19 protein-coding genes are annotated in these 20,762 nt (G+C 38.9%); 7 read left to right on the top strand and 12 right to left on the bottom strand.

Going from position 1 to position 20,762, the window contains the following annotated elements:
- Window positions 1-33: 33 nt before the first annotated feature.
- From murC to ACM40_RS04615, 7 genes are all read left to right on the top strand, one after another.
- A complete protein-coding gene (gene murC / locus ACM40_RS04645) occupies window positions 34-1,392 on the top strand; it encodes a UDP-N-acetylmuramate--L-alanine ligase (RefSeq protein WP_048501613.1) in 1,359 nt (452 codons plus the stop codon).
- Between the two features lie 88 nt (window positions 1,393-1,480).
- A complete protein-coding gene (locus ACM40_RS04640; RefSeq protein WP_048501612.1) occupies window positions 1,481-2,446 on the top strand; it encodes a cell division protein FtsQ in 966 nt (321 codons plus the stop codon).
- A gap of 84 nt (window positions 2,447-2,530) precedes the next feature.
- Window positions 2,531-3,913 (top strand): cell division protein FtsA, encoded by a 1,383-nt coding sequence (ftsA, locus tag ACM40_RS04635; protein WP_048501611.1) that lies wholly within the window; start codon window positions 2,531-2,533, stop codon window positions 3,911-3,913.
- An 87-nt stretch (window positions 3,914-4,000) separates the two neighbouring features.
- Entirely contained in the window at window positions 4,001-5,920 is a 1,920-nt protein-coding gene (gene ftsZ, locus ACM40_RS04630) for a cell division protein FtsZ (RefSeq protein ID WP_048501610.1), read from the top strand.
- Window positions 5,921-6,017: 97 nt separating this feature from the next.
- Complete coding sequence (locus ACM40_RS04625; protein ID WP_048501609.1) at window positions 6,018-6,464, top strand: GatB/YqeY domain-containing protein; 447 nt, start codon at window positions 6,018-6,020, stop codon at window positions 6,462-6,464.
- 463 nt (window positions 6,465-6,927) lie between these two features.
- Complete coding sequence (locus ACM40_RS04620) at window positions 6,928-7,338, top strand: BrxA/BrxB family bacilliredoxin (RefSeq protein ID WP_048501608.1); 411 nt, start codon at window positions 6,928-6,930, stop codon at window positions 7,336-7,338.
- 105 nt (window positions 7,339-7,443) lie between these two features.
- Complete coding sequence (locus tag ACM40_RS04615; protein WP_048501607.1) at window positions 7,444-8,991, top strand: GH3 auxin-responsive promoter family protein; 1,548 nt, start codon at window positions 7,444-7,446, stop codon at window positions 8,989-8,991.
- A gap of 108 nt (window positions 8,992-9,099) precedes the next feature.
- Here ACM40_RS04615 and ACM40_RS04610 read toward each other — a convergent pair whose 3' ends face one another.
- The 12 genes from ACM40_RS04610 to ACM40_RS04555 form a co-directional block, all read right to left on the bottom strand.
- Window positions 9,100-9,513 carry a hypothetical protein gene (locus tag ACM40_RS04610; RefSeq protein WP_048501606.1) on the bottom strand — a complete coding sequence of 138 codons (414 nt, stop codon included), beginning with the start codon at window positions 9,511-9,513 and terminating at the stop codon, window positions 9,100-9,102.
- A gap of 35 nt (window positions 9,514-9,548) precedes the next feature.
- Window positions 9,549-9,911: a hypothetical protein gene (locus ACM40_RS04605; protein ID WP_048501605.1), complete on the bottom strand. Its 363-nt coding sequence runs from the start codon at window positions 9,909-9,911 to the stop codon at window positions 9,549-9,551.
- Window positions 9,912-9,915: 4 nt separating this feature from the next.
- Entirely contained in the window at window positions 9,916-10,890 is a 975-nt protein-coding gene (locus ACM40_RS04600; protein WP_048501604.1) for an endonuclease/exonuclease/phosphatase family protein, read from the bottom strand.
- 79 nt (window positions 10,891-10,969) lie between these two features.
- Window positions 10,970-11,959 (bottom strand): endonuclease/exonuclease/phosphatase family protein, encoded by a 990-nt coding sequence (locus ACM40_RS04595; protein WP_048501603.1) that lies wholly within the window; start codon window positions 11,957-11,959, stop codon window positions 10,970-10,972.
- A gap of 6 nt (window positions 11,960-11,965) precedes the next feature.
- Window positions 11,966-12,694, bottom strand: a complete 729-nt coding sequence (locus ACM40_RS04590; protein ID WP_048501602.1) for a rhomboid family intramembrane serine protease — start codon at window positions 12,692-12,694, stop codon at window positions 11,966-11,968.
- A 3-nt stretch (window positions 12,695-12,697) separates the two neighbouring features.
- Window positions 12,698-14,494, bottom strand: a complete 1,797-nt coding sequence (mutL, locus tag ACM40_RS04585) for a DNA mismatch repair endonuclease MutL (protein WP_048501601.1) — start codon at window positions 14,492-14,494, stop codon at window positions 12,698-12,700.
- Between the two features lie 453 nt (window positions 14,495-14,947).
- Window positions 14,948-15,775, bottom strand: coding sequence for a YoaK family protein (locus ACM40_RS04580; RefSeq protein ID WP_048501600.1), 828 nt, complete (start codon window positions 15,773-15,775; stop codon window positions 14,948-14,950).
- Between the two features lie 36 nt (window positions 15,776-15,811).
- The gene (locus ACM40_RS04575) at window positions 15,812-16,306 is read right to left on the bottom strand and encodes a hypothetical protein (RefSeq protein WP_048501599.1); all 495 of its coding nucleotides are present in this window, start codon (window positions 16,304-16,306) and stop codon (window positions 15,812-15,814) included.
- Window positions 16,307-16,543: 237 nt separating this feature from the next.
- A complete protein-coding gene (locus tag ACM40_RS04570) occupies window positions 16,544-17,947 on the bottom strand; it encodes a sensor histidine kinase (RefSeq protein WP_048501598.1) in 1,404 nt (467 codons plus the stop codon).
- A 3-nt stretch (window positions 17,948-17,950) separates the two neighbouring features.
- The gene (locus ACM40_RS04565; RefSeq protein ID WP_048501597.1) at window positions 17,951-18,658 is read right to left on the bottom strand and encodes a response regulator transcription factor; all 708 of its coding nucleotides are present in this window, start codon (window positions 18,656-18,658) and stop codon (window positions 17,951-17,953) included.
- A gap of 163 nt (window positions 18,659-18,821) precedes the next feature.
- Window positions 18,822-19,307 (bottom strand): GNAT family N-acetyltransferase, encoded by a 486-nt coding sequence (locus ACM40_RS04560; RefSeq protein WP_048501596.1) that lies wholly within the window; start codon window positions 19,305-19,307, stop codon window positions 18,822-18,824.
- A gap of 16 nt (window positions 19,308-19,323) precedes the next feature.
- A complete protein-coding gene (locus ACM40_RS04555) occupies window positions 19,324-20,739 on the bottom strand; it encodes a PLP-dependent aminotransferase family protein (RefSeq protein WP_048501595.1) in 1,416 nt (471 codons plus the stop codon).
- Window positions 20,740-20,762 lie beyond the last annotated feature (23 nt).

Here is a 20,762-nt window from a genome sequence, read left to right as displayed (position 1 = left end):
ATACATTTTACAAAATACATTAATACAAAAAGAATGAAGATTTTAGAAACATATCAAAATTATTACTTCGTAGGCATCGGAGGTATCGGGATGAGTGCTTTGGCACGCTATTTCAATGCTTCCGGTAAAAAAGTGCTGGGTTATGACAAAACCAACACCAAGCTTACAGAACAGTTAATGAAGGAAGGAATTGATATTGTTTTCGAAGATCTCATTGATGAAAGAATAACCCGTCTTCAAAAAGAAGACACTCTGGTAATCTACACCCCTGCCATTAAAACTTTAGGAATTCTGGATTACTTTAATCAAAATCAGTTTGAAGTTTTAAAACGGGCCAAAGTTCTTGGTTTAATCACCGAAAACACAGACTGTATTGCCGTAGCAGGAACCCACGGAAAGACAACCACTTCCACATTGGTTTCACACCTTTGTAAAGAGGCAAATCTTCCGTTTTCATGCTTTTTAGGTGGTATTTCTGAGAATTTCAGATCCAACTTCCTATATAACGGGACAAAATATTCCGTTGTGGAGGCAGACGAGTACGACAGAAGCTTTCTAAACCTTTCCCCTGATTGGGCAGTGGTAACTTCTACCGACGCGGACCATCTGGATATTTATGGTGATAAAAACCATATTGAAGAAGGCTTCAAACAATTTGCTGCTCTGGTCCCAGATGACAAACAGTTATTTGTAAGAAAAGGTCTGGACATTGGCAGAGACCATAAAACCTATGCCGTAAACGAAGTAGCAGATTACTATTCGGATAACCTGCGTATGGATCACGATAAAATTTATTTTGATTTCCATACTCCGGCAGAAACCGTAAAAGATTTTGTGTGGGAAATTCCGGGAATTCATAACGTGGAAAATGCCACGGCAGCATTAGCTATCCTTCACAATTTAGGTGTAGATTTTGAAACCCTGAAAAAGGCTATTGCCAACTTTAAAGGAATTAAAAGAAGATATACCAAACATATTTATCCGAACGGTAAAATTTACATTGATGATTATGCCCACCACCCTACAGAAATCAATGCGGTAGTAAGCTCCATCAAAACTTTTTACCCGGATAAAAAACTTCTGGTTGTTTTCCAGCCGCATCTTTTCAGCAGAACAAGAGATTTTGCTGATGGTTTTGCTGAAAGTTTGAGCAAAGCAGACGAGCTGATTCTTCTCGATATATATCCTGCAAGAGAACTTCAGGAAAACTTTGAAGGAATAACCTCTGGCTGGTTATTGGAAAAAGTGAACTTAAATAAAAAAGAAAAATCGGATTTATCCGGTGCTTTCGAAAAAATAAAAGAAAAAGATTTTGACATCCTCCTCACCGTAGGCGCAGGAAACATCGATACCCTATACGACCCTATTTGTGAATGGATTGAGAAAATGTAAAAAGTAGTAATGTATTTAAGTATTCATGACATGACAAACACAAAAAATCATGAATACATTGTACATCAATACATGAATACAATAAAGAATGAAAAATAAATACAGAATATTAAAAATTGCTGTCACAGTGATCATCCTTGGATTACTGCTGAGTTTCTCATTGAAGAGATTCAGCGGCCAGAAGATTACGGACAACAAGATTTCTGTAAAAATGAATGAAAAAACACCCGTATACTTCATTGATGAAAAAGATATCCGGGAAATTGTAAAAAAAGAAAACCCTTCAGGAAAAGTCGGGGACCTGAATATTCCGGTGCTTGAAAAAAAGATCAATGCCCTTCCTGCGGTAGACAGTGCCAATGTCTACTTAAACCTGAACGGGAAGCTGTATCTGGATATCAAGCAGAGAGTGCCTGTTTTCAGGCTGAATAAAGAAGGAAGGGATTTTTATGTAGATGAAAAAGGGATCGAGTTTCCTATTTCAAAAACCTATTCTCATCCTTGTATGCTGGTAACCGGAAATGTGAAGCCCGATGAGTACAAAAAGCTGGCTGAGCTGGTTGAAAAGATTGATAAAGATGAGTTCAGCAAAAAATTCTTTATCGGGATTTCAAAAAGCAAAGACGATTATAATCTTCTGACCAGCGACGGAAATTATAAAGTAGAAATAGGAGATCTCGATAATATTGAGTTTAAAGTAAAAGGCTTAAAAACCTTTGTGGAAAAATACCTTGTATTTCAGGATCCGCAAAAATACAGTATGGTGTCTGTAAAATATCAGAACCAGATTGTAACCACCTTAAACCCATATTTTAAAGAAAACGATAGTATTCTGAAGGCAGGAAACAAAGAGCTGGCTAATGCTCCGATTCTTGCAGCCGTAAAAAAACCGGAAGTACTGCCCAAAACTGCCGAGGCTAAAAAAACAAAAACAACTTCAGTAAAACCGAAGGAAAAAATAAAACCCAAAACGACAACACAACCAAAGGAAACCAGAAAGGCAGAGAAAAAGCCGGCCGCAACAAAGCCGAAAGCAAAAGTAAAAATAGAATAGAAAAAAGTCCGGATGGACAAATAAGTATAAAATTGGATAAGCCCAATTGTAAGAAAAAGTAGAAAAAAATCAAATCGACATAAAATGGAAAATCAAGAGTATTCAGTAGGTCTGGACATCGGAACAACAAAGATTGTTGCGATTGTCGGAAGGAGGAATGCACACGGGAAGATAGAAGTTCTCGGCGTTGGAAAGGCCAAAAGTCTTGGAGTTCATAAAGGAATTGTGAATAATATCTCACAAACCATCAACTCCATCAAGGCGGCCGTTTCTGAAGCACAGTCCAGCGCAGGAGTTCCTATCCGTAAAGTTACAGTAGGTATTGCAGGAAAACATATTCGTTCCCTTCAGCACTCGGACTATATCATGCGTGAGCATCCGGACAAATTTATTACAGACGACGACATCGAGGCACTTAAAGATCAGGTAAAAAAGCTGGTCATGCTTCCGGGTGAAGAAATTATCCATGTTCTTCCCCAGGAATATAAAGTAGATTCCGAAGGTGAAATTCAGGAACCTGTAGGAATGCACGGTAAACGTCTGGAGGCCAATTTCCATGTGGTGGTAGGACAAATGGGCAGCATCAGAAACATCGCAAGATGTGTGAGAGAGGCCGGCCTTGAAATGGAAGCCCTTACCCTGGAACCTCTGGCATCTTCAGAAGCTGTTTTAACCAAAGAAGAAAAAGAAGCCGGCGTTGCTATTGTAGACATAGGCGGCGGTACTACAGATATTGCGATCTTCAAAGACAATATTATCCGTCATACCTGCGTCATTCCTTACGGAGGCGGGATCATTACGGAAGATATCAAAGAAGGCTGCTCAATTATTGAAAAACATGCAGAACAGCTGAAAGTAAAATTCGGTTCTGCAGTTCCAGAACTGGAAAAAGACAGTACATTTGTTACCATTCCCGGACTTCACGGAAGACCGGACAAGGAAATTTCCCTTAAAACCCTGGCACAGATTATCAATGCCAGAGTAGAGGAAATCCTGGAAATGGTGAATACAGAATTAAAAGCTTACGGAGCATTCGAACAAAAGAAAAAGCTGATCGCAGGGATTGTCCTTACAGGAGGCGGATCCAACCTGAAGCATCTTCGTCAGCTGGCCAATTATACGACAGGTTTTGACAGCAGAATCGGTTTTGCCAACGAATATATCGCCAACGATAAAAACCAGTACCTGAAAGGCCCGGAATTTGCTACATCAATCGGCTTGCTGATGGAGAGTTTAAAGATCCGTGACAAAAAGCAGGGAGCCGAGGCAGAAGAGGCTGTTGAAGAGCAACCGGCCAAAGCAGAAGCTGCTGTAACACAGACAGAAACAGTTCAGTCCGTTCAGCCGGCAGCCGTGGTTCAGGAGCAAACCATTGCCAGCGAGCAACAGGAAAACAGAAGAGCTAAACTGACTTTCGGGCAGTCGCTGATGGAAAAAGTTAAAAAATTCTTTGAAGAAGTAGAGTAAAGCATAAACGATGAATGATAATTGATAAATGATGTTACCTTATCAATTATTATTATTTATCAATTATCAATTATAAAAAGCATAGTTATGGAAAACATAGATACACAAGGATTTTCATTTGATTTGCCAAAAGGAAATTCATCCATTATAAAAGTAATCGGTGTAGGTGGCGGTGGAAACAACGCTCTGAAACACATGTACGAGAAAGGTATTTACGGGGTAGATTTCGTAATCTGTAATACCGATGCCCAAACCCTGGATAACAACCCTGTTGCCAATAAAGTACAGCTGGGAACAACCATCACAGAAGGTCTTGGTGCGGGAGCAGATCCTGAAGTAGGAGAAAAATCGGCTATCGAAAGTATCGAAGAGATCAAAGCAGCTATGGGCCAGAATACGAAAATGGTGTTCATCACTGCCGGAATGGGTGGTGGTACCGGTACCGGGGCAGCTCCTGTCATTGCCAAAGTTGCCAAAGATATGGGTATCCTTACTGTAGGTATCGTTACCGTTCCTTTCAGCTTTGAAGGGAAAAGAAGACTTGAGCAGGCAGAAAATGGTCTTGAAAAACTAAGAAATAATGTTGATTCACTTATTGTGATCAATAATGATAAATTAAGACAGCAGTTCGGAAACCTTGGATTCAAACAGGGATTCTCAAAAGCCGATGAAGTTTTAACCAATGCCGCAAAAGGAATGGCAGAAGTTATTACAGGTTACTTTGATGTAAACATTGACTTTAGAGATGCCAAATCCGTACTTCAGAACTCAGGGACTGCGTTGATGTCTACCGGAATTGCTTCGGGTGAAAACAAAGCAGAAGAAGCCGTTAAAAAAGCCCTTGACTCTCCGTTGTTGAATGACAACAAGATCACAGGTGCTAAAAACGTTCTTCTATTGATCAGAAGTGGTGCTGAAGAAGTGACCATGGATGAGATTGGGGTAATTATGGACCATATCCAGAAAGAAGCTGGAAATACAGCCGATATTATCTTCGGGGTAGGTGCTGATGAAGAATTGGGAGATTCTGTAAGCGTTCTTGTGATCGCTACAGGTTTTTCAAACGACAGCAAAAAATTTGCAGGTCCTACAGAAAAAATCAGAATCAGTCTTAACGACAGTCTTGAAGCTCCAAAAGCGTCGCCTTTTAAAACCAGAGAAGAAAGAGAAACCTCTTCTGAAACACCGCGTGATTTCGGAGGAAAACATACCTTCAGACTGGATGATGAAGACAGTGATATCCCTCAGTTTGGGCTGAAGTCTTCTGAAAAAAGGATGATTATTGAGGAAGAAGAAATCAAAACAGAAATAAAATTTTTTGATAAAGAGGAGGATGTACAGAGCAATCCTGCCAACAGCTGGAGAAATGAGGAGGAACAGCAGGAAGAATCTTACAGCCTTTTCTCTTACGATGACGAAGGAGAAGATCCTAATGATCTGGAAATCGAATCTTTTAAATTTGATTTTGATGCCAAAAAAGATGAAACTCCGTCTACACCGGCAACTCGCGCTTTTTCAGACGAAAAGCCGGTTGAATTCAGTTTCTTTGTGAATAATCAGCCGTCATCCAACGAGCCTAAAACAGATTACGGGCAGCCAAAGGCAGAGTTTACAGCATCCTCAGCGGTAACCGAAATTCCGGTTCAGGCAGCGGAAACCATCTTCCAGACAAGACAGGAAGAGCCAAAAGCGGAAACAAAACCGGTTTTTGAAGAAAAAACAGAAACTGAAGCTCCAAAACCTGCAGAATCTGAATTCACGTTTGTGAATAAGGCGGTGGACCAGGAAAGAATTCTGGAGAGAAGAAATAAATTAAAAGAGTTTAATTCACGCTATCAAAGCTTTGACAGCACAAGTGAGTTCGAGTCCGTACCGGCTTTTAAAAGAAAGAATATATCTATTGACGGAACCAATGCATCAGACCAGAACATCAATACCTATCTGTCTGACAACAATGGGTCTATGCAGGTGAGAGAAAACAGATTTTTAAATAAAGACGTTGACTAAATTACTATAAGCAATAAGCAGTAAGCTACAGGCCTATCCTATCCGGAAGCCAGTTTAAAGCATTCTGCTTATTGCCTAAAGTTTAAAGCAAGAAAAAATGAGTTTAGAAAATACTATAAGCGAAGCCATTAAAACAGCGATGAGAGAGAAGGACAGAGTTGCTCTGGACTCCCTGAGAGCTGTAAAAGCGCAAATTTTACTTCTACAGACTGAAGCAAGAGGCACTGAAGTTTCTCCTGAGCAGGAAATTGCCATTCTGCAGAGAATGATCAAACAGCGTAAAGATTCTTTCGAACAGTTTTCAGCACAGGGAAGAAATGACCTTGCCGAAGTGGAGGAAGCTCAAATGAAAGTGATTGAGAAATTCTTACCAAAACAACTTAGTCCGGAAGAACTGGAAGCAGAAATCAGGAATATTATTTCTCAGACCGGAGCTGAGTCTGCCAAAGACCTAGGCAAGGTAATGGGAGCCGCTTCAAAAGCATTAGCAGGAAAGTCAGACGGGAAAAGTATTTCCGAAATGGCTAAAAAGCTTCTTTCTTAGAGTTCCGGATTTCGAGCTTCAGGTTTTTATTTTAAAATTTGTATCTCGTAACACGCATCTCAAAACAACCAAGGATATCCAACCTTTGCATATCGATTTGATTAAAGAATCCGGGAACGCTGGCGTTCCCGGATTCATTTTTGGATATTCATAATTATTAATTCAGTTATCACTATTTAAAACTGAATGAGAGCATCTGCTTTAACTACTGAAAATCAGGTTGTGTTAAATAATTTGAATGCTCGAGGGAAAGCGGTAAATGTTTTTTTCATGGTCAGTTGTTTTAGAATCATTTCAAATTTAATAAATATTTATCATTATTCATATTTTTATTTCATGTTTTTTATGATATTATTGAAATATTAATATTGCATTAATTTTTTATGACTAAAGCGTTGATAGTTTTTATATATTGACGAAACGCAAAGAATTGTTTAACTTTGTAGTGATAAAAACAAAATATATGTATCCAACAGATTTGGTAATGCCTATGAAGGCAGAACTTACAGATAAAGGTTTCGAAGATTTAACAACTCCTGCACAGGTAGAAGAGGCTCTAAAGCAGCCGGGAACTACCCTGCTGGTTATTAATTCTGTATGCGGATGTGCAGCAGGAGCAGCAAGACCCGGAGTTGTATATTCTCTTACAGGAGATAAGAAGCCTGATCATTTAACAACTGTTTTTGCAGGATTCGATACAGAAGCTGTAGCAGAAGCAAGAAAACACCTGGCTCCATTCCCGCCAAGCTCACCTTGTGTAGCTCTTTTTAAGGACGGAGAACTGGTTCACATGCTTGAAAGACATCATATTGAAGGAAATCCTGCAGGAGCTATTGCAGCCAATCTTCAGGCTGCCTTTGATGAGTATTGTTAAGAAACAATAAGTCTAAATATAAAACCGTTACATAATTTGTAGCGGTTTTTTTATTTAACACGATAAAAATTCTCTGAAAATCCAAATATTATTATATTTGTTGGAATGGCAACAAAGGCACTTTTCAATACTGTCGTCAACTGGTTTATCCGTCAAAGGATAGATCAGATTCAGAATTTCATGGATCATCCCATTGAAACCCAGAAAGGTATACTCTTTTCGCAGCTTTTTCATGCTGAAGATACTGAATACGGCAAAGCATACGGTTTTAATTCCATCTCCAGTTACCAGGACTTTAAAAACAAGGTCCCGATCGTTACTTATGAAGATTTTGAACCTTTTATTGAAAAAGCCAGACAAGGTCACAAAGATATAAGCTGGCCCGGCTACATCAAGCATTTTGCAAAATCATCGGGAACCACGAATGCGAAAAGCAAATTCATCCCGATATCTACGGAAAGCCTTGAATACTGCCACATGAAGGCAGGAAAGGATATGGTTTCTATTTATGCCAACAATCATCCGGATAATCAGCTGTTCACGAATAAAAACCTGCGTCTGGGGGGAAGTTCTGAACTTCACGCAGATTTTAACACCAAATTCGGTGATCTTTCGGCGATTTTAATAGACAACCTTCCATTTTGGGTAGAGATCACCACAACCCCCAGTAAAAAAGTTTCCCTGATGTCTGAATGGGAAAGCAAGCTTAAAGCCATCACCTCTGAAGTAAAGAATGAAGACGTAGGAAGTATCCTTGGAGTACCAAGCTGGATGATGGTTCTTCTTCAAAGGGTTCTAAAGGAAACCGGAAGCGGAAGTATTTCTGAGCTCTGGCCTAATTTAGAGGTCTTTTTTCACGGAGGAATCAGTTTTAAGCCCTATAGGGATCAATATAAGCAGATCATCGGAAAAAAGATCAATTACTACGAAATTTATAATGCTTCAGAAGGCTTTTTCGGAATACAGGACCGCTCGGACAGCGATGAAATGCTTCTGATGCTGGATTATGGTATTTTTTATGAATTCATTCCGATGGATCAGTTCCATTTTTCCAATCCGAAGGTAGTCAACCTGGAAGATGTTGAAGTGGGAAAAAACTATGCAATGGTGATCACCACCAACGGAGGATTATGGAGATACCTGATCGGGGATACCGTTGTTTTTACCTCAACCAATCCTTTCAGAATAAAAATTACGGGAAGAACCAAACATTATATCAATGCATTTGGGGAAGAGCTTATGATTACCAACGTAGAGTCTGCCCTTTCCAAGGCCTGTGAAGTTACAGGAGCCAGCATTACTGACTTTACCGGAGCACCTGTTTTCATGAAAGAAAATGAAAGCGGGGCCCATGAATGGATTTTTGAATTCAGCAGGTACCCGGATGACCTTGAACGTTTTACCGACGCCTTTGACCATCATTTAAAAACAATTAATTCTGATTATGAGGCTAAAAGATATAATAACCTCACCCTTAAAAGACCTATCGTACATATTGCCAAACCATGCTTATTCTATCAATGGCTGGAATCTAAAGGTAAACTCGGCGGCCAGAATAAAGTTCCCAGACTTAGCAATGACAGAGAGTACATAGACCCTTTGCTTGAACTTAACAAGGCAGGCTCAGAAAGAGAGACAGAAGTTGGAAGATAGAAGGTATTTGAGACTAAAAAACTAACTTCACATTAACCTTCCAGCAAAGAACCGCATAAAAAAACGCAGCCGGAATTCCGGTTGCGTTTTTTATATTTTAATATTTTTCTACTTCTTTAGATCTTCCTTCAGTTTTTTGGCTCCTTCTTCTACTTTTGAAGCCCCTTTTGCAGCAGCATCCTTAACATCTTTGCTCACCTCCTGAGCTCCTTTTTTAATGTCACTGCCTACTTTATTGGCACCTTCCTTAATATCGCTTCCTGCTTTATTAATGCCTTCTTTCGTTTTCTGTGCTGCATCATCTATTTTGTTCCCTGCAGCGTCAACTTTTGCTTTTACATCTTCTTTTGCTTTATCTATCTTAGCAGTATCTACAGATACAGCTGGAGATTCCGAAACTGTAGTGGTAGTAGTTGTTAATGATCCATCAGCATTTTCAACCTGCTCTGTTTTAGTTGTTGATTTTGTGCATGATACAACAAATAGAGCTATGGCAGCTGCTGCGAAAATTTGTTTTTTCATATTGTATATTTTTTAAAAATGTTTTTCTGTTGAATTTATTCTATTTTTGTTCCTGCGGCAGGCGCAGCATCAGAATTTTTCTGCTTTCTCTCTGCTTCTGATTTTTTCTTTTCCTCTTCCAGCTTCTTTTTGTTTTCTTTTTCAAGCTCTTCTTTCAGTTTCTGTTCTTCTTTCTGAAGTTTTACAGCTTCTTTTACGGAATCCTGGTATTTCTGGGAAGACATCCTGATCTGGCGTACAATATCTATTGATGTAGCACCTGCTGAAAATGAATCAATTGCCGCCGTATCATAGTGAACCTTCATTTCCTGTTCATTTGCGAAACCGGGCGTTTCTTTCTTTGAACAGGCAGCCAATAACAAGGACACCATAAAAAGTACAGACAATAAATTTTTCATGGAACTAATTTAGCAGAAATTCTGCAATTACAGGATAATGATCCGATAATTTTACAGATTGGTCCACTTTATAGCTTAAAGGAATAATGGATTTGGAGGTAAAGATATAGTCAATTCTCAACGGAACCTTATAATCATGAAAGCTGGTGGAAGCTCCGTTTCCTACGGTAAGGAAAGCATCCTGAAGGTCTTTCCCAAGATTATAATATTCATAAGAATTAGGTACGGAATTAAAATCGCCTGCGAGGATTACCGGATAAGGTGAAAAATCGATCACCTTTCTGATTTTTTTGATCTGATCTTCATGAGCCTTAAAAGTAGGGGTCATATGAGAAAGAAGCGTGGCAATTTTCCCTCCTTCTTTTGCAAAACCGTCAAATTTAAGCATCGATTTATGAAGTCTGAATGGCTCCAGATACACATTGACTACTCTTATGATTTTTCCGTTGATATCTATATCCGCATAAAAGGAATTTCCTCTCGCCTTATCTTCAATCAGTGATTCCTGTCTTAAAATTTTGTGCTTGGTTTTTAAAATCACCGACGGATATTTGATCATATCCTTTCTTATGGCGCGGTTGGTATCTTTTTCCTGAACAAGAATGATATCTGCATTCTGGTCTGTAATGTATTTTTTTACCTTCTCCCAGCCAAAATCACCGTATTTTACATTAAAAGTAAGAACTTTAATATCTCTGATCGATTTTAAGTTTTCTGTTTTGGGAGAAAAATTAACCCAACGTCTTACAGGGTTGTAAAAAAGAAGTGCTCCAAGTGCAAAAGCAATGGCTATTTTTTTTCTTTTGATTACCCAGACAAAAGTGAGTATAACGTAAACGATAATAAGATATGGAAAGCCCAGAGAAAGCAGGTTAAGAGCACCTAAGAAATTAGGTGGTATCCATGCATTACCCAGCGTGCATAGCAGCAGCACGGCAACAACGATATGTATAAATAGCAGTAATTGACTCAGCTTCATGGAATACGGACTAGGGTACTTCTATTTCACTCATCAAAAACCCTACCAAGCAGAAAGATTTTAACTAATTTTATGATAATTAGTTGTTTATTGAAAATGTTCCGATGACAGGATAATGATCTGAAAGCTTTATGGTTCGGTCCACTTTATAGCTAACCGACTGTATTGTTTTTGAGGTAAATATATAATCAATCCTGATGGGAAATTTATAATCGTGGAAGCTTGTCGCGCTCCCTTTTCCGGCTTTTACAAAAGCATCCTGGAGCCCATCCGACAGGTGGTAATATTCATAGGAATTGGGAACGGAATTAAGGTCTCCCGTTACAATAACAGGATAAGGTGAATTTTCAATTCCTTCTTTGATACTTTGTATCTGATCCTGATGTTTCTTGAAAACAGGAATAAGCCTTTTAACAATATTCTTCAGCTTTTTCTCGTCTTCTTCTTTTACCCCGTCCATTTTTACCATTCCTTTTTCAAATTTGAATGGTTCCAGGTAAATATTGATAAAACGATATACTTTTCCCCGGATTTCAATATCCGCCTGGGAAGCATATGCATTATTGCTATCATAATCACTCTTAATGAGTTCTTGCGTATCTATAATTTTATACTTTGAAAAGATTTTGAGAATTCCGTTTTTATTAACCTCTTCCATTCCCCGGACGGAAACTTTTTTGCCGGCTTCCTGGAGCATTACCACATCGGCATTGGCATTTTTAAGATAATCTTCGATTTCAGAAGCTCCCATTAAACCGCCTTTAACATTAAAAGTAACGATCTTCAGATCTGCTGTTTCTTTTGCACCGGAAGAAAAGTTCACCCATCTCTGTACGGGAACCATAAAAATAAGCCCGGCCAGCATAAATATAAAGGTTCTCTTTTTCAAGCTGAAAAGCCAGAAAATAGTGAATAGTATGTAGATGACAATAAAGACGGGAAACCCTAAGGAGAGCAAATTAAACCACGGAAATATTTTAGGTGGAACATATGCATTCATTAAAGTGCCCAGCAAGAGGAAAAAGATGCCTACATGCAGAATTAATACGACAAGACGGAAAACTTTCACAAAATTTTAATTGAATCTATACAGATGTTTTCTCCAGATCCTTGCAAGAATCCAGCCAACTAATGCTCCTCCAACGTGGGCAAGATGGGCAATACCTCCTCCGTTTCCTGAAACTCCCAGATATATGGACACCAAAATAACGATTGGCATCAGATATTTTACCTTCATAGGAACAGGGATAAACATCATCATGATCTTTGAATCCGGATAAAGTGTTGCAAAAGCAGCTACAACTCCGAAAATAGCTCCGGAAGCCCCAACCATAGGTGTTGTTACAATATTCTTTACATTCTCCAGCAAACCTCTTTGTGTGGCAATAGATTCTGCTGTTCCGGTAAACTCAACATTGGCGCCAGATAAATAAGCATCAACATTAAACCCGAGCTGTTGTAACTGATGGGTAAACTGCTGAACTTCTATAAAATTCCATAGATTGAAAAGGAAAAAAGCACCCAATCCACTTAAGAAATACAGTATCAGGTACTTTTTCTCACCTAATGACTGCTCAAGGATGGGTCCAAAACTGTATAACGTAAGCATATTAAACAAAATATGCATAATACTTCCATGCATAAACATATGTGTAATAACCTGCCATGAATGGAAAAACGGCGAAAAAGGATAAAACCCGGCAAGATATTCGATTGCCTTGTTTCCTAAAAAATAAGAGGCAACAAATACTATTACATTGATAATGATAAGGTTTCTGGTGATCGGCGGTATATTGTTGAACATTTTTTAAAATTTGTTTTTAAAGTCATTAAACGGAACTTCATAAAAGCATCTTTTGCCATCCGGTAAAAATTCCGGGAAGCCTAAAGCGGTGAAATCTTTGATCATCTGTTCCGCATCTTTTTTATAGATGAAATCAAATCTTGATTTAGACTGCATTTTGTTCCACTGGTTGAGATAGAACTGCATAAATTCTTCTTCCGTTTTATACTCCAGGATCTCAAAAAGATTTTCCAGAAATTTCATCGCCTGGGTTTCTTTCAGACCTTCCGGAAGGGCATCTATTCTCAGTACGCTTTCATGTGCAATTTTCATGTCAAACCCGAGCTCAGGAAGAAATTTTTTAAAAGAATTGTATTTATTCTTTTCTATTTCGTTCATGTGATACTCTAAAGAAAAGAGCAGCGTATGACTGTTTGGGTTAACGTTCGGTTTTTTTGACGTTTTATTATTTTCGGAAACGACCAGCCTGTGCATTCTTCCAAGATCGAGCATCAGGGTAACGTCGCCTTTATTGAACAGCCAATAGCCATTGGGCAACCTCATCAGGTCCTCATCAAAATCTTCATCTTCAAATAAATTGATCTTGGAAGGTTCTGCTGTAATATTAATATTCTGATGATACATTTCCGTAAGATTCTGAATTTCTTCGGGACGTACATTTCTTTCTTCAATAAATGGATTATAGTCTTTATCCACGATAATTTCCGGCATCCTGATGACTCCCCCGCCGCCGTTTCCTTTGCTTGGGAAAGGTTTATTCATCATGGCATCCATTTCAGGATCTTTATCAAAATCAAGGCTTGGAGAAACGTTGTAAATCCCCAGCGATCTTTTGATGGTAGAACGAAGAAGGGCGAAAATCAGGTGCTCATCTTCAAATTTAACTTCGGTTTTCTGGGGGTGGATATTCACATCTATTTTTTCAGGATCTAATTCAAGATAAAGGAAAAATGTAGGAACATAACCCGGCAGAAGCAATCCTTCGAAAGCTTCCTGCACTGCTTTATTGAAATACGGACTTTTGAAATACCTTCCGTTTACGAAAAGAAACTGCTCTCCCCTGGATTTTTTGGCCCCTTCCGGTTTTGCAACGAAACCGTGAAGCTTACACCAGATGATATCTTCTTTAATAGGAATCAGCTGCGGCTGCAACTTACGTCCGAAAACATCCACAATACGTTGCATCTGACTCCCTTTTCTCAGTCTGAAAACAGCCTCATCATCATGAAACAGGGAAAATTCCAGGTTTTCATGAGCTAATGCAACGCGCTGAAATTCATCAATGACATGTCTGAATTCAACATTATTATTTTTAAGGAATTTTCTTCTGGCCGGAACATTGTAAAACAGATTTTTCACCAGGAAATTGGATCCGTCGGCAGTCTGTATCGGGTCCTGAAACTGAAATACACCGCCTTCAATGTAGATATTGGTTCCGATTTTGGCATCATTCTGCTTCGTTCTCAGTTCAACCTGGGAAACAGCAGCAATAGAAGCCAAGGCTTCCCCACGAAATCCTTTTGTGGCAATTTTGAAAATATCTTCTGTTGCTTTGATCTTTGACGTAGCATGTCTTTCAAATGCCATCCGGGCATCTGTTTCAGACATTCCTTTGCCGTCATCCACCACCTGGATCAGGTTTTTTCCGGCATCCCTGATAATCAATTCTATCTTGGAAGCACCGGCATCAATCGCATTTTCCAAAAGTTCCTTCACAATGGATGCAGGCCTCTGCACCACTTCTCCTGCCGCAATTTGGTTGGCTACATGATCCGGTAAAAGCTGAATAATATCTGACATAAAACGTATAATCAACTTACAAAAATAGGCAATGGAAACCGGAATTAAAACATTAAAACCGTGAATTAAAATTTAATTATCAACATTTTAATCACATTTCCTTATCCCGTATGGCTCCAATCGTTTTAAAAAAGTTGGTAAATGATAGGGTAAATAAGGCTGTTATTTTTTAACGCAAAGTTTTATTTGGAGAACTTATGATTTAGAGAAGAGCAAGGCCGTAGCTACGCCACTGATTAAGCTATGGGGTAATGCATTTGCTTAATCGAATCAATCTTTGATTGATTCTCTTCTTTGCAGCCTTTAAATGAACGGTGTCAATAATAAAACTTTGCATTGAAAAAATTTAATTCCTTTTCTCTGAAATTCCTGAAAAAAAACACCCCTTTTCTACCATCGAAAAGGAGTGCTTCACAGCTAGTTTACACAAAAATAATATTGATATTATTTATTTTATTCATCAAAGACAAGTGTTCTTTTTTCTTTCCTTTTTGGGATCCCGTGAACTTTATCATATAAGTAGGCAAGCACGTTGGGTTTTTTATAAATCCTGCTGTAACGATACTTGGTGTTGAAATGCCTGATATGGATTTTATAGGCATCATAGCCGATGACAATCAAAAGACAAAGGCTGATCACATAAAAGACTCTAAATTCAAGATAATAATAGGTAAGTCCCGAGAATACCGCTCCTAATACATAGGCAACCATAATACTCATGAGTAGTTTCGCCCTTCCTATCAGCTCACCATTTTTTCTGTACTTTTTCTGGGTAAACATAGAAAGCAGAATGCCAAGGTCGGTGGTTGTACCTGTAAGGTGGGTGGTTTTCACCGAGAAATTGGAGATACTTGCCGTAAGACCGTTCTGAAGTCCTGTTGCAAAAAGCATCAGTGCAACCAGATATTCTGTTTCCTCCAGTGTTTTCTTGTAATAAAACTGGCCGTAAATCCCCACAAAAAGTAAGCATATGATTTCCAGCACGATCGGCATTGCATGGGCAAAATATTTACTTTTCTTATTAAAGTTGATGACAATGAAGTTGGACAAAAAGCTTCCGAAGAAGAACAGAAAAATCCAGGCTCCAACCACAGCTACCTGCGTCCAGTTTCCTTTGCTAATTTCCGCAGCTAAGATGGCATAATGCCCCGTTACGTTTGACGTGAAGGAGAGAAATATTAATAGAGAGGCAATATTTATAGTACCCGCAGTAAATGCAGTCAGCGTCCCCAATCTGATATTGTCTCCCAACGTTCGGCTGTTACTATAATTTCTTAACATTTTTTTATTCTTTTAATATTGTGTTTATCTATTTTTTTAGGCCTCAACAAAGATTTCAGCCAATTTTCCTCTTTCCGGAAGTCTTTCAGTAATTTCAACTTTAATTTCCTGAATCTTAACACCTTTGCATTTTCTGATATAAGGAGCAATATCAAATTTGCCCTTTCCTTTACTCTCAATAGATGGGGAGTAATAAGCTTCCTCAATATTTTCTGCTTTCACATAATTGTTGAATGTTCTCTGAAAGCTTCCTGTGAAAATATCGCAGACGATCTTATTGACCAGATGGGGATATTTGTTTTTGATGATTCCATAGGCATCACAGAATTCCTGCGGCCTGATTTTATTAAAAATGGTACTTTTTGTATTGAACAGAAGGTCCCTGATAGAGTCTCCCGGATCATATCCTGAAACCAAAAGAATATTATACTGATTCTGGTCTTCCGATGCATCTTTCTCTTTCAGTACTTTTTTTAATATGTTCAGTGACTCAAGAGAGTAATCCGTGGCAATTAAAATGGTTTTGGTCATATCTTTTAGATTTAGGTTTGTGTTATCTTATTTTGATGTTACAAAACTAAAGCGGCAAGATTAGAAGCCTTTTGGAATGGAATTAAAATGTGATTAAAGAGATTAAAATGAGATTAGAATATTGTTAACAGCAGTTAATATGAATAAACCGTATAATTTAAAAAAGCCGTAAAGCTAATTCAAACAGAAGAACCGAATAATTTTACTCTCGCTGATTAAGCAGATTTCGCAGATCTTTTAAACTTCTTCCGGCCGTGTACTATAAAAATTAGGAAAACGCATCTGCACAGTGGTTCCCTGGTTTTCGTGGGAACTTACGATCAGCTCGCCCCGATGCATTCTTACGATGTTTCTGGCCAATGGAAGCCCGATTCCGTAGCCTTCATAGTTTTTGGTATTGGAAGCTCTGAAGAACGGGTCATAGATTTTATTCATTTCAACTTCCGGAATTCCGATCCCGAAATCTTTAACAATGATATAAACATCTGTATCTGTGGCACCCAGCGAAACCTTTACCTGCTGGAAATTAGAATATTTACACCCGTTACTGATGATATTTGCAACTGCAAGATGCAGCAGCTGTTCATTTCCCTGTACTTTTAATTTTTTAGGATTATCAGGAAGCATACTGATATCCAAATAGATATTGTTTCTGGAATCAATTTTCCTGAGGGTTTCAATTACATCCCAAAGCAGCTGATCGATCCTTACCTTGTCCATTTTCTGAATCTTTCCATCGAAACCGGTCTGGGCAATCATTAATAATGCTTTGATCTTTTTATCCAGTTTTTCTGCTTCGTCAAGGATAATTTCTAAGGTTTCCTTGTATTCATCAGCGGTTCTGCTGATAGAAAGGGCAACATCTGCCTCGCCCATAATGGATGTCAGGGGTGTTCTCAGCTCATGGGAAACGTTTCCTATCAGGTGGTTTTGGGTTTCAAATGAGGTTTCTATACGATTCAGCATTCCATTGAAGGTATCTACAAGCTCATTCAATTCTTTGTTGTCCGGTTGTGGCTCCAGTCTGAGGTGAAGGTTTTCGGAACTGATCTCTTTTACTTTACCGGTAATCTTTAAGATAGGTTTGAATAAGGTTTTAGACAAATAAAAAGAAAAGATCATGCTGAAAAACAGCGAAAGGACGATACAGGTGATCAGCGTTCTTTTTAAAAACCCAAGATAGTAGATTACATAATGGTTTTTGGCAGAAGCAATGGCAATATAGTCCTTGTTCTCATACCTGAAGGTCTGCCCGATGTAGTAAAACTCTTTATCATTATAATTGGCCTCCCCTTTTTTAACGATACTTTTGAAAAAATAATCGGGAATATGAACTTCCTGTGAAATTTTTCTGAAATTGGAATCCGTAGGAACAGCAAAAACATAATCTCTTTCCATAGGAAGCTCTTCGTCATTCAGGCTGTTGAGGATATAATTTTCAGGAAGATCAAGGTGATCTTTGCTTTTCTCGATCTGAACAATGGTTGCCGTACGGATTTTCAGCAGCTCGTAAAATCTCTGGTGCGAAAAGTTGACAATTGAAAAGTAAACCAAACCACTGAACAACAGAATGATGGCAGTAAATACCAACATTAAGAGTACCATCGTTTTGGTCTGATTTGTGACAACTTTTTTAGACATTTATTAAGATTTTTTCAGCACATACCCCATTCCTATCACAGTATGGATCAGTTTATTATCATCCTGGTTATCCAGTTTTTTCCTTAAATAGTTTACATAAACATCTACCACATTGGTTCCCAGTTCATAATTTACCCCCCATACTGCATCCAGAATTTCAGCTCTTGAAATTACTTTTTCGGGATTATTCAGGAAGTAAAGCAGCAGTTTATATTCTGTAGAAGTTAAAGAAATTTCTTCTCCGGCACGGGTCACTTTCTTTGTATAATCATTAACGGTCAGATCCGAAAACCTGAAAACATGTGCGCTATCAGGTTCCGGTTCAGGAATTTCCTGAGAATTGAGTCCATTGCTTCTTCTTAACAGCGATTTTACACGGGCTACCAGCTCAATGAACTTGAATGGTTTTACAAGATAATCATCGCCTCCGCTTTCCAGACCCAGCACTATATTTTCGGAAGTTCCCAAAGCTGTTAAAAACAGGATCGGAACATGCTGGTTGGTTTTCCTGATTTCCTTGCAAACGTCCAGACCGTTCATTTCCGGAAGCATAATATCCAGAATGACCATATCGAAGTCATTTGCCTGTACCAGCTGTACCCCTGTACGTCCGTCAAAAGCAACGGAAACTTCGTAGCCGTTTTCCTGAAGTCCTTTCTTTATAAAAGATACAACACTGGTTTCGTCTTCGATGAGGATAATCTTTTTCATTGAAATAAGGAATTTCACAAAAATAGGGAAAAAAGAGTGAATGGGAGAAAAGGAGAATAATTAAAGGACAAGGCTAAAAGGTTAAAAGGATGAGGGTGGCTGCTATTATGAATAAAAAGATACCGGTGCGGGCATTTTATTCCATTCCGATATCTTTTTTTATTTAAATGTTGAATTCCAGAAGCATCTGGGTATCGCAACGCTCATAAGCAGAATCCGATACAGGCATATGCTTAAAACCAAGCTTCTCATACAGTCTGATGGCTGGCACCAGGATAGAGTTGGTCTCCAGGAAAATATTTTTCGCTCCTGATTCTCTGGCTTTCTCTATTAAAGACTGTCCCACCAGGTAGCCTATTTTCTTTCCCTGTGCTTCAGGACTTACCGCCATCTTTGATAATTCAAATCTAAGCGGACGGTCTGATATTTTTACCAACGCACAGGTTCCTACCGGTTTATTATTTAATAAAGCAAAAACAATATGTCCACCCTTGTTAATAATATGCTCTTCAGGATTGTCTAAAAGTTTATAATCCCCCGCCTCCATTGTGAAAAAGGATTTGATCCATTCTTCATTTAATGCCTTGAAAGCATTTTTATATTGAGGATCATAAGCTATAATTTTCACTTCATTATTTGTATCATTCATCGTTTATAAGGTTTAATTAAATTCTTTTTTTTACCATTTTTGCCAGCTTCTCAAGATCACTTTCTACCCTGTCCGTCCATTCCAGGGCATAGTTAAGGCGCATACAGTTCTGATATTGGTTATATTGGGAAAACATTCTTCCCGGGGCAAAGTTTATTTTCTGACTCATGGCTTCATCATAAAGGTTTTCTGTACATATTCTCTTATCCAGCTCCAGCCATAGCATAAAGCCTCCTTTAGGTTCCGAAACCTTTGTATTGTCCGGGAAATACTCCGCTACTGACTTCTGAATCTGAAGGTAATTTGCATACAGTTTTTTCCTGAACATTCTCAGATGGTGATCGTAGCGGCCATGTTCAAGAAAATCAGCAATCACATCCGGGTAAAGAGACGGGCTGCAAACGGTCTGCACCAATTTCTGGCGGATCACTTTTTCTTTAAATTTTCCGGGAGCAACCCAACCGACCCGGTAGCCGGGAGCAAGGGTTTTGGAGACTGATCCTATCCACATCACAAGCCCTGCTTCATCATAAAATTTACACGGCTTGGGCCTTTCGGCTCCAAAATAAAGATTTCCATAAATATCATCCTCAATCAGGGGAACATTATATTCCGTGATGAGCCTTACAAGTTCTTTTTTGTTCTCATCAGGCATCTGGAAGCCCAGCGGATTATTGAAATTGGTCACAAAACAGCACGCAGAAAGTGTAGGCATAACTTTTTTCAACGCATCAAGGTCTACTCCATAAACCGGATGGGTCGGAATTTCCACCACCTTCAGTCCCAGCTGCTTGATCGCCTGAAGGACTCCAAAATAAACCGGACTTTCCACAGCAACAGAATCCCCGGGCTTGGTTACTGCCATGAGACAGGTATATACTGCATTCATCGCTCCTGAAGTGATTACCAAATCATCTTCCGTGATTTTCCCTTCCAGAACAAGAGCCCATTTGGCAGATTCCCTGCGTAGATGCTCGTTTCCCTGTACCGGTTCATAATCTGTCCCGCTATCATTCTTCCTTTTAATCACATTAATCATAGATTTTTTCAGCTTCGCCAAAGGAAGAAAGCTTTTCCCCGGAATACCCAAAGCAAACTGGGTAACATCGGTTCCGTCGATGGTTCCGAATACCTTATCAATAAGATCTTCGGGACAGTTTTTTCTTTCTGCTCCTTTCATTGGGGCTACAGAAGGTAATGCCAGCTTTCTCTGGGAGGTCTGGCTTACAAAATAGCCATATTTGGGACGGGATTCCACTAAAGAACGGCTTTCCAGCTCCATATATGCCTGCTTGACGGTATTGAGACTTACATTATATAGTTTCTGGGCACTTCTGAGTGAGGGCAGCCTGTCCCCAAACTGAAGTGTATCACTTTTGATCTGTTCGGTGACTGATTTTGCTATTTTAAGATAGAGAACATCTTTTGACATAACGCCTGAGTTTTAAGTAAATG

The sequence above is a fragment of the Chryseobacterium sp. BLS98 genome (genome assembly GCF_001045445.1).
Classification (GTDB): Bacteria; Bacteroidota; Bacteroidia; order Flavobacteriales; family Weeksellaceae; genus Chryseobacterium.
This window is presented reverse-complemented; position numbering and strand designations above follow the sequence as displayed.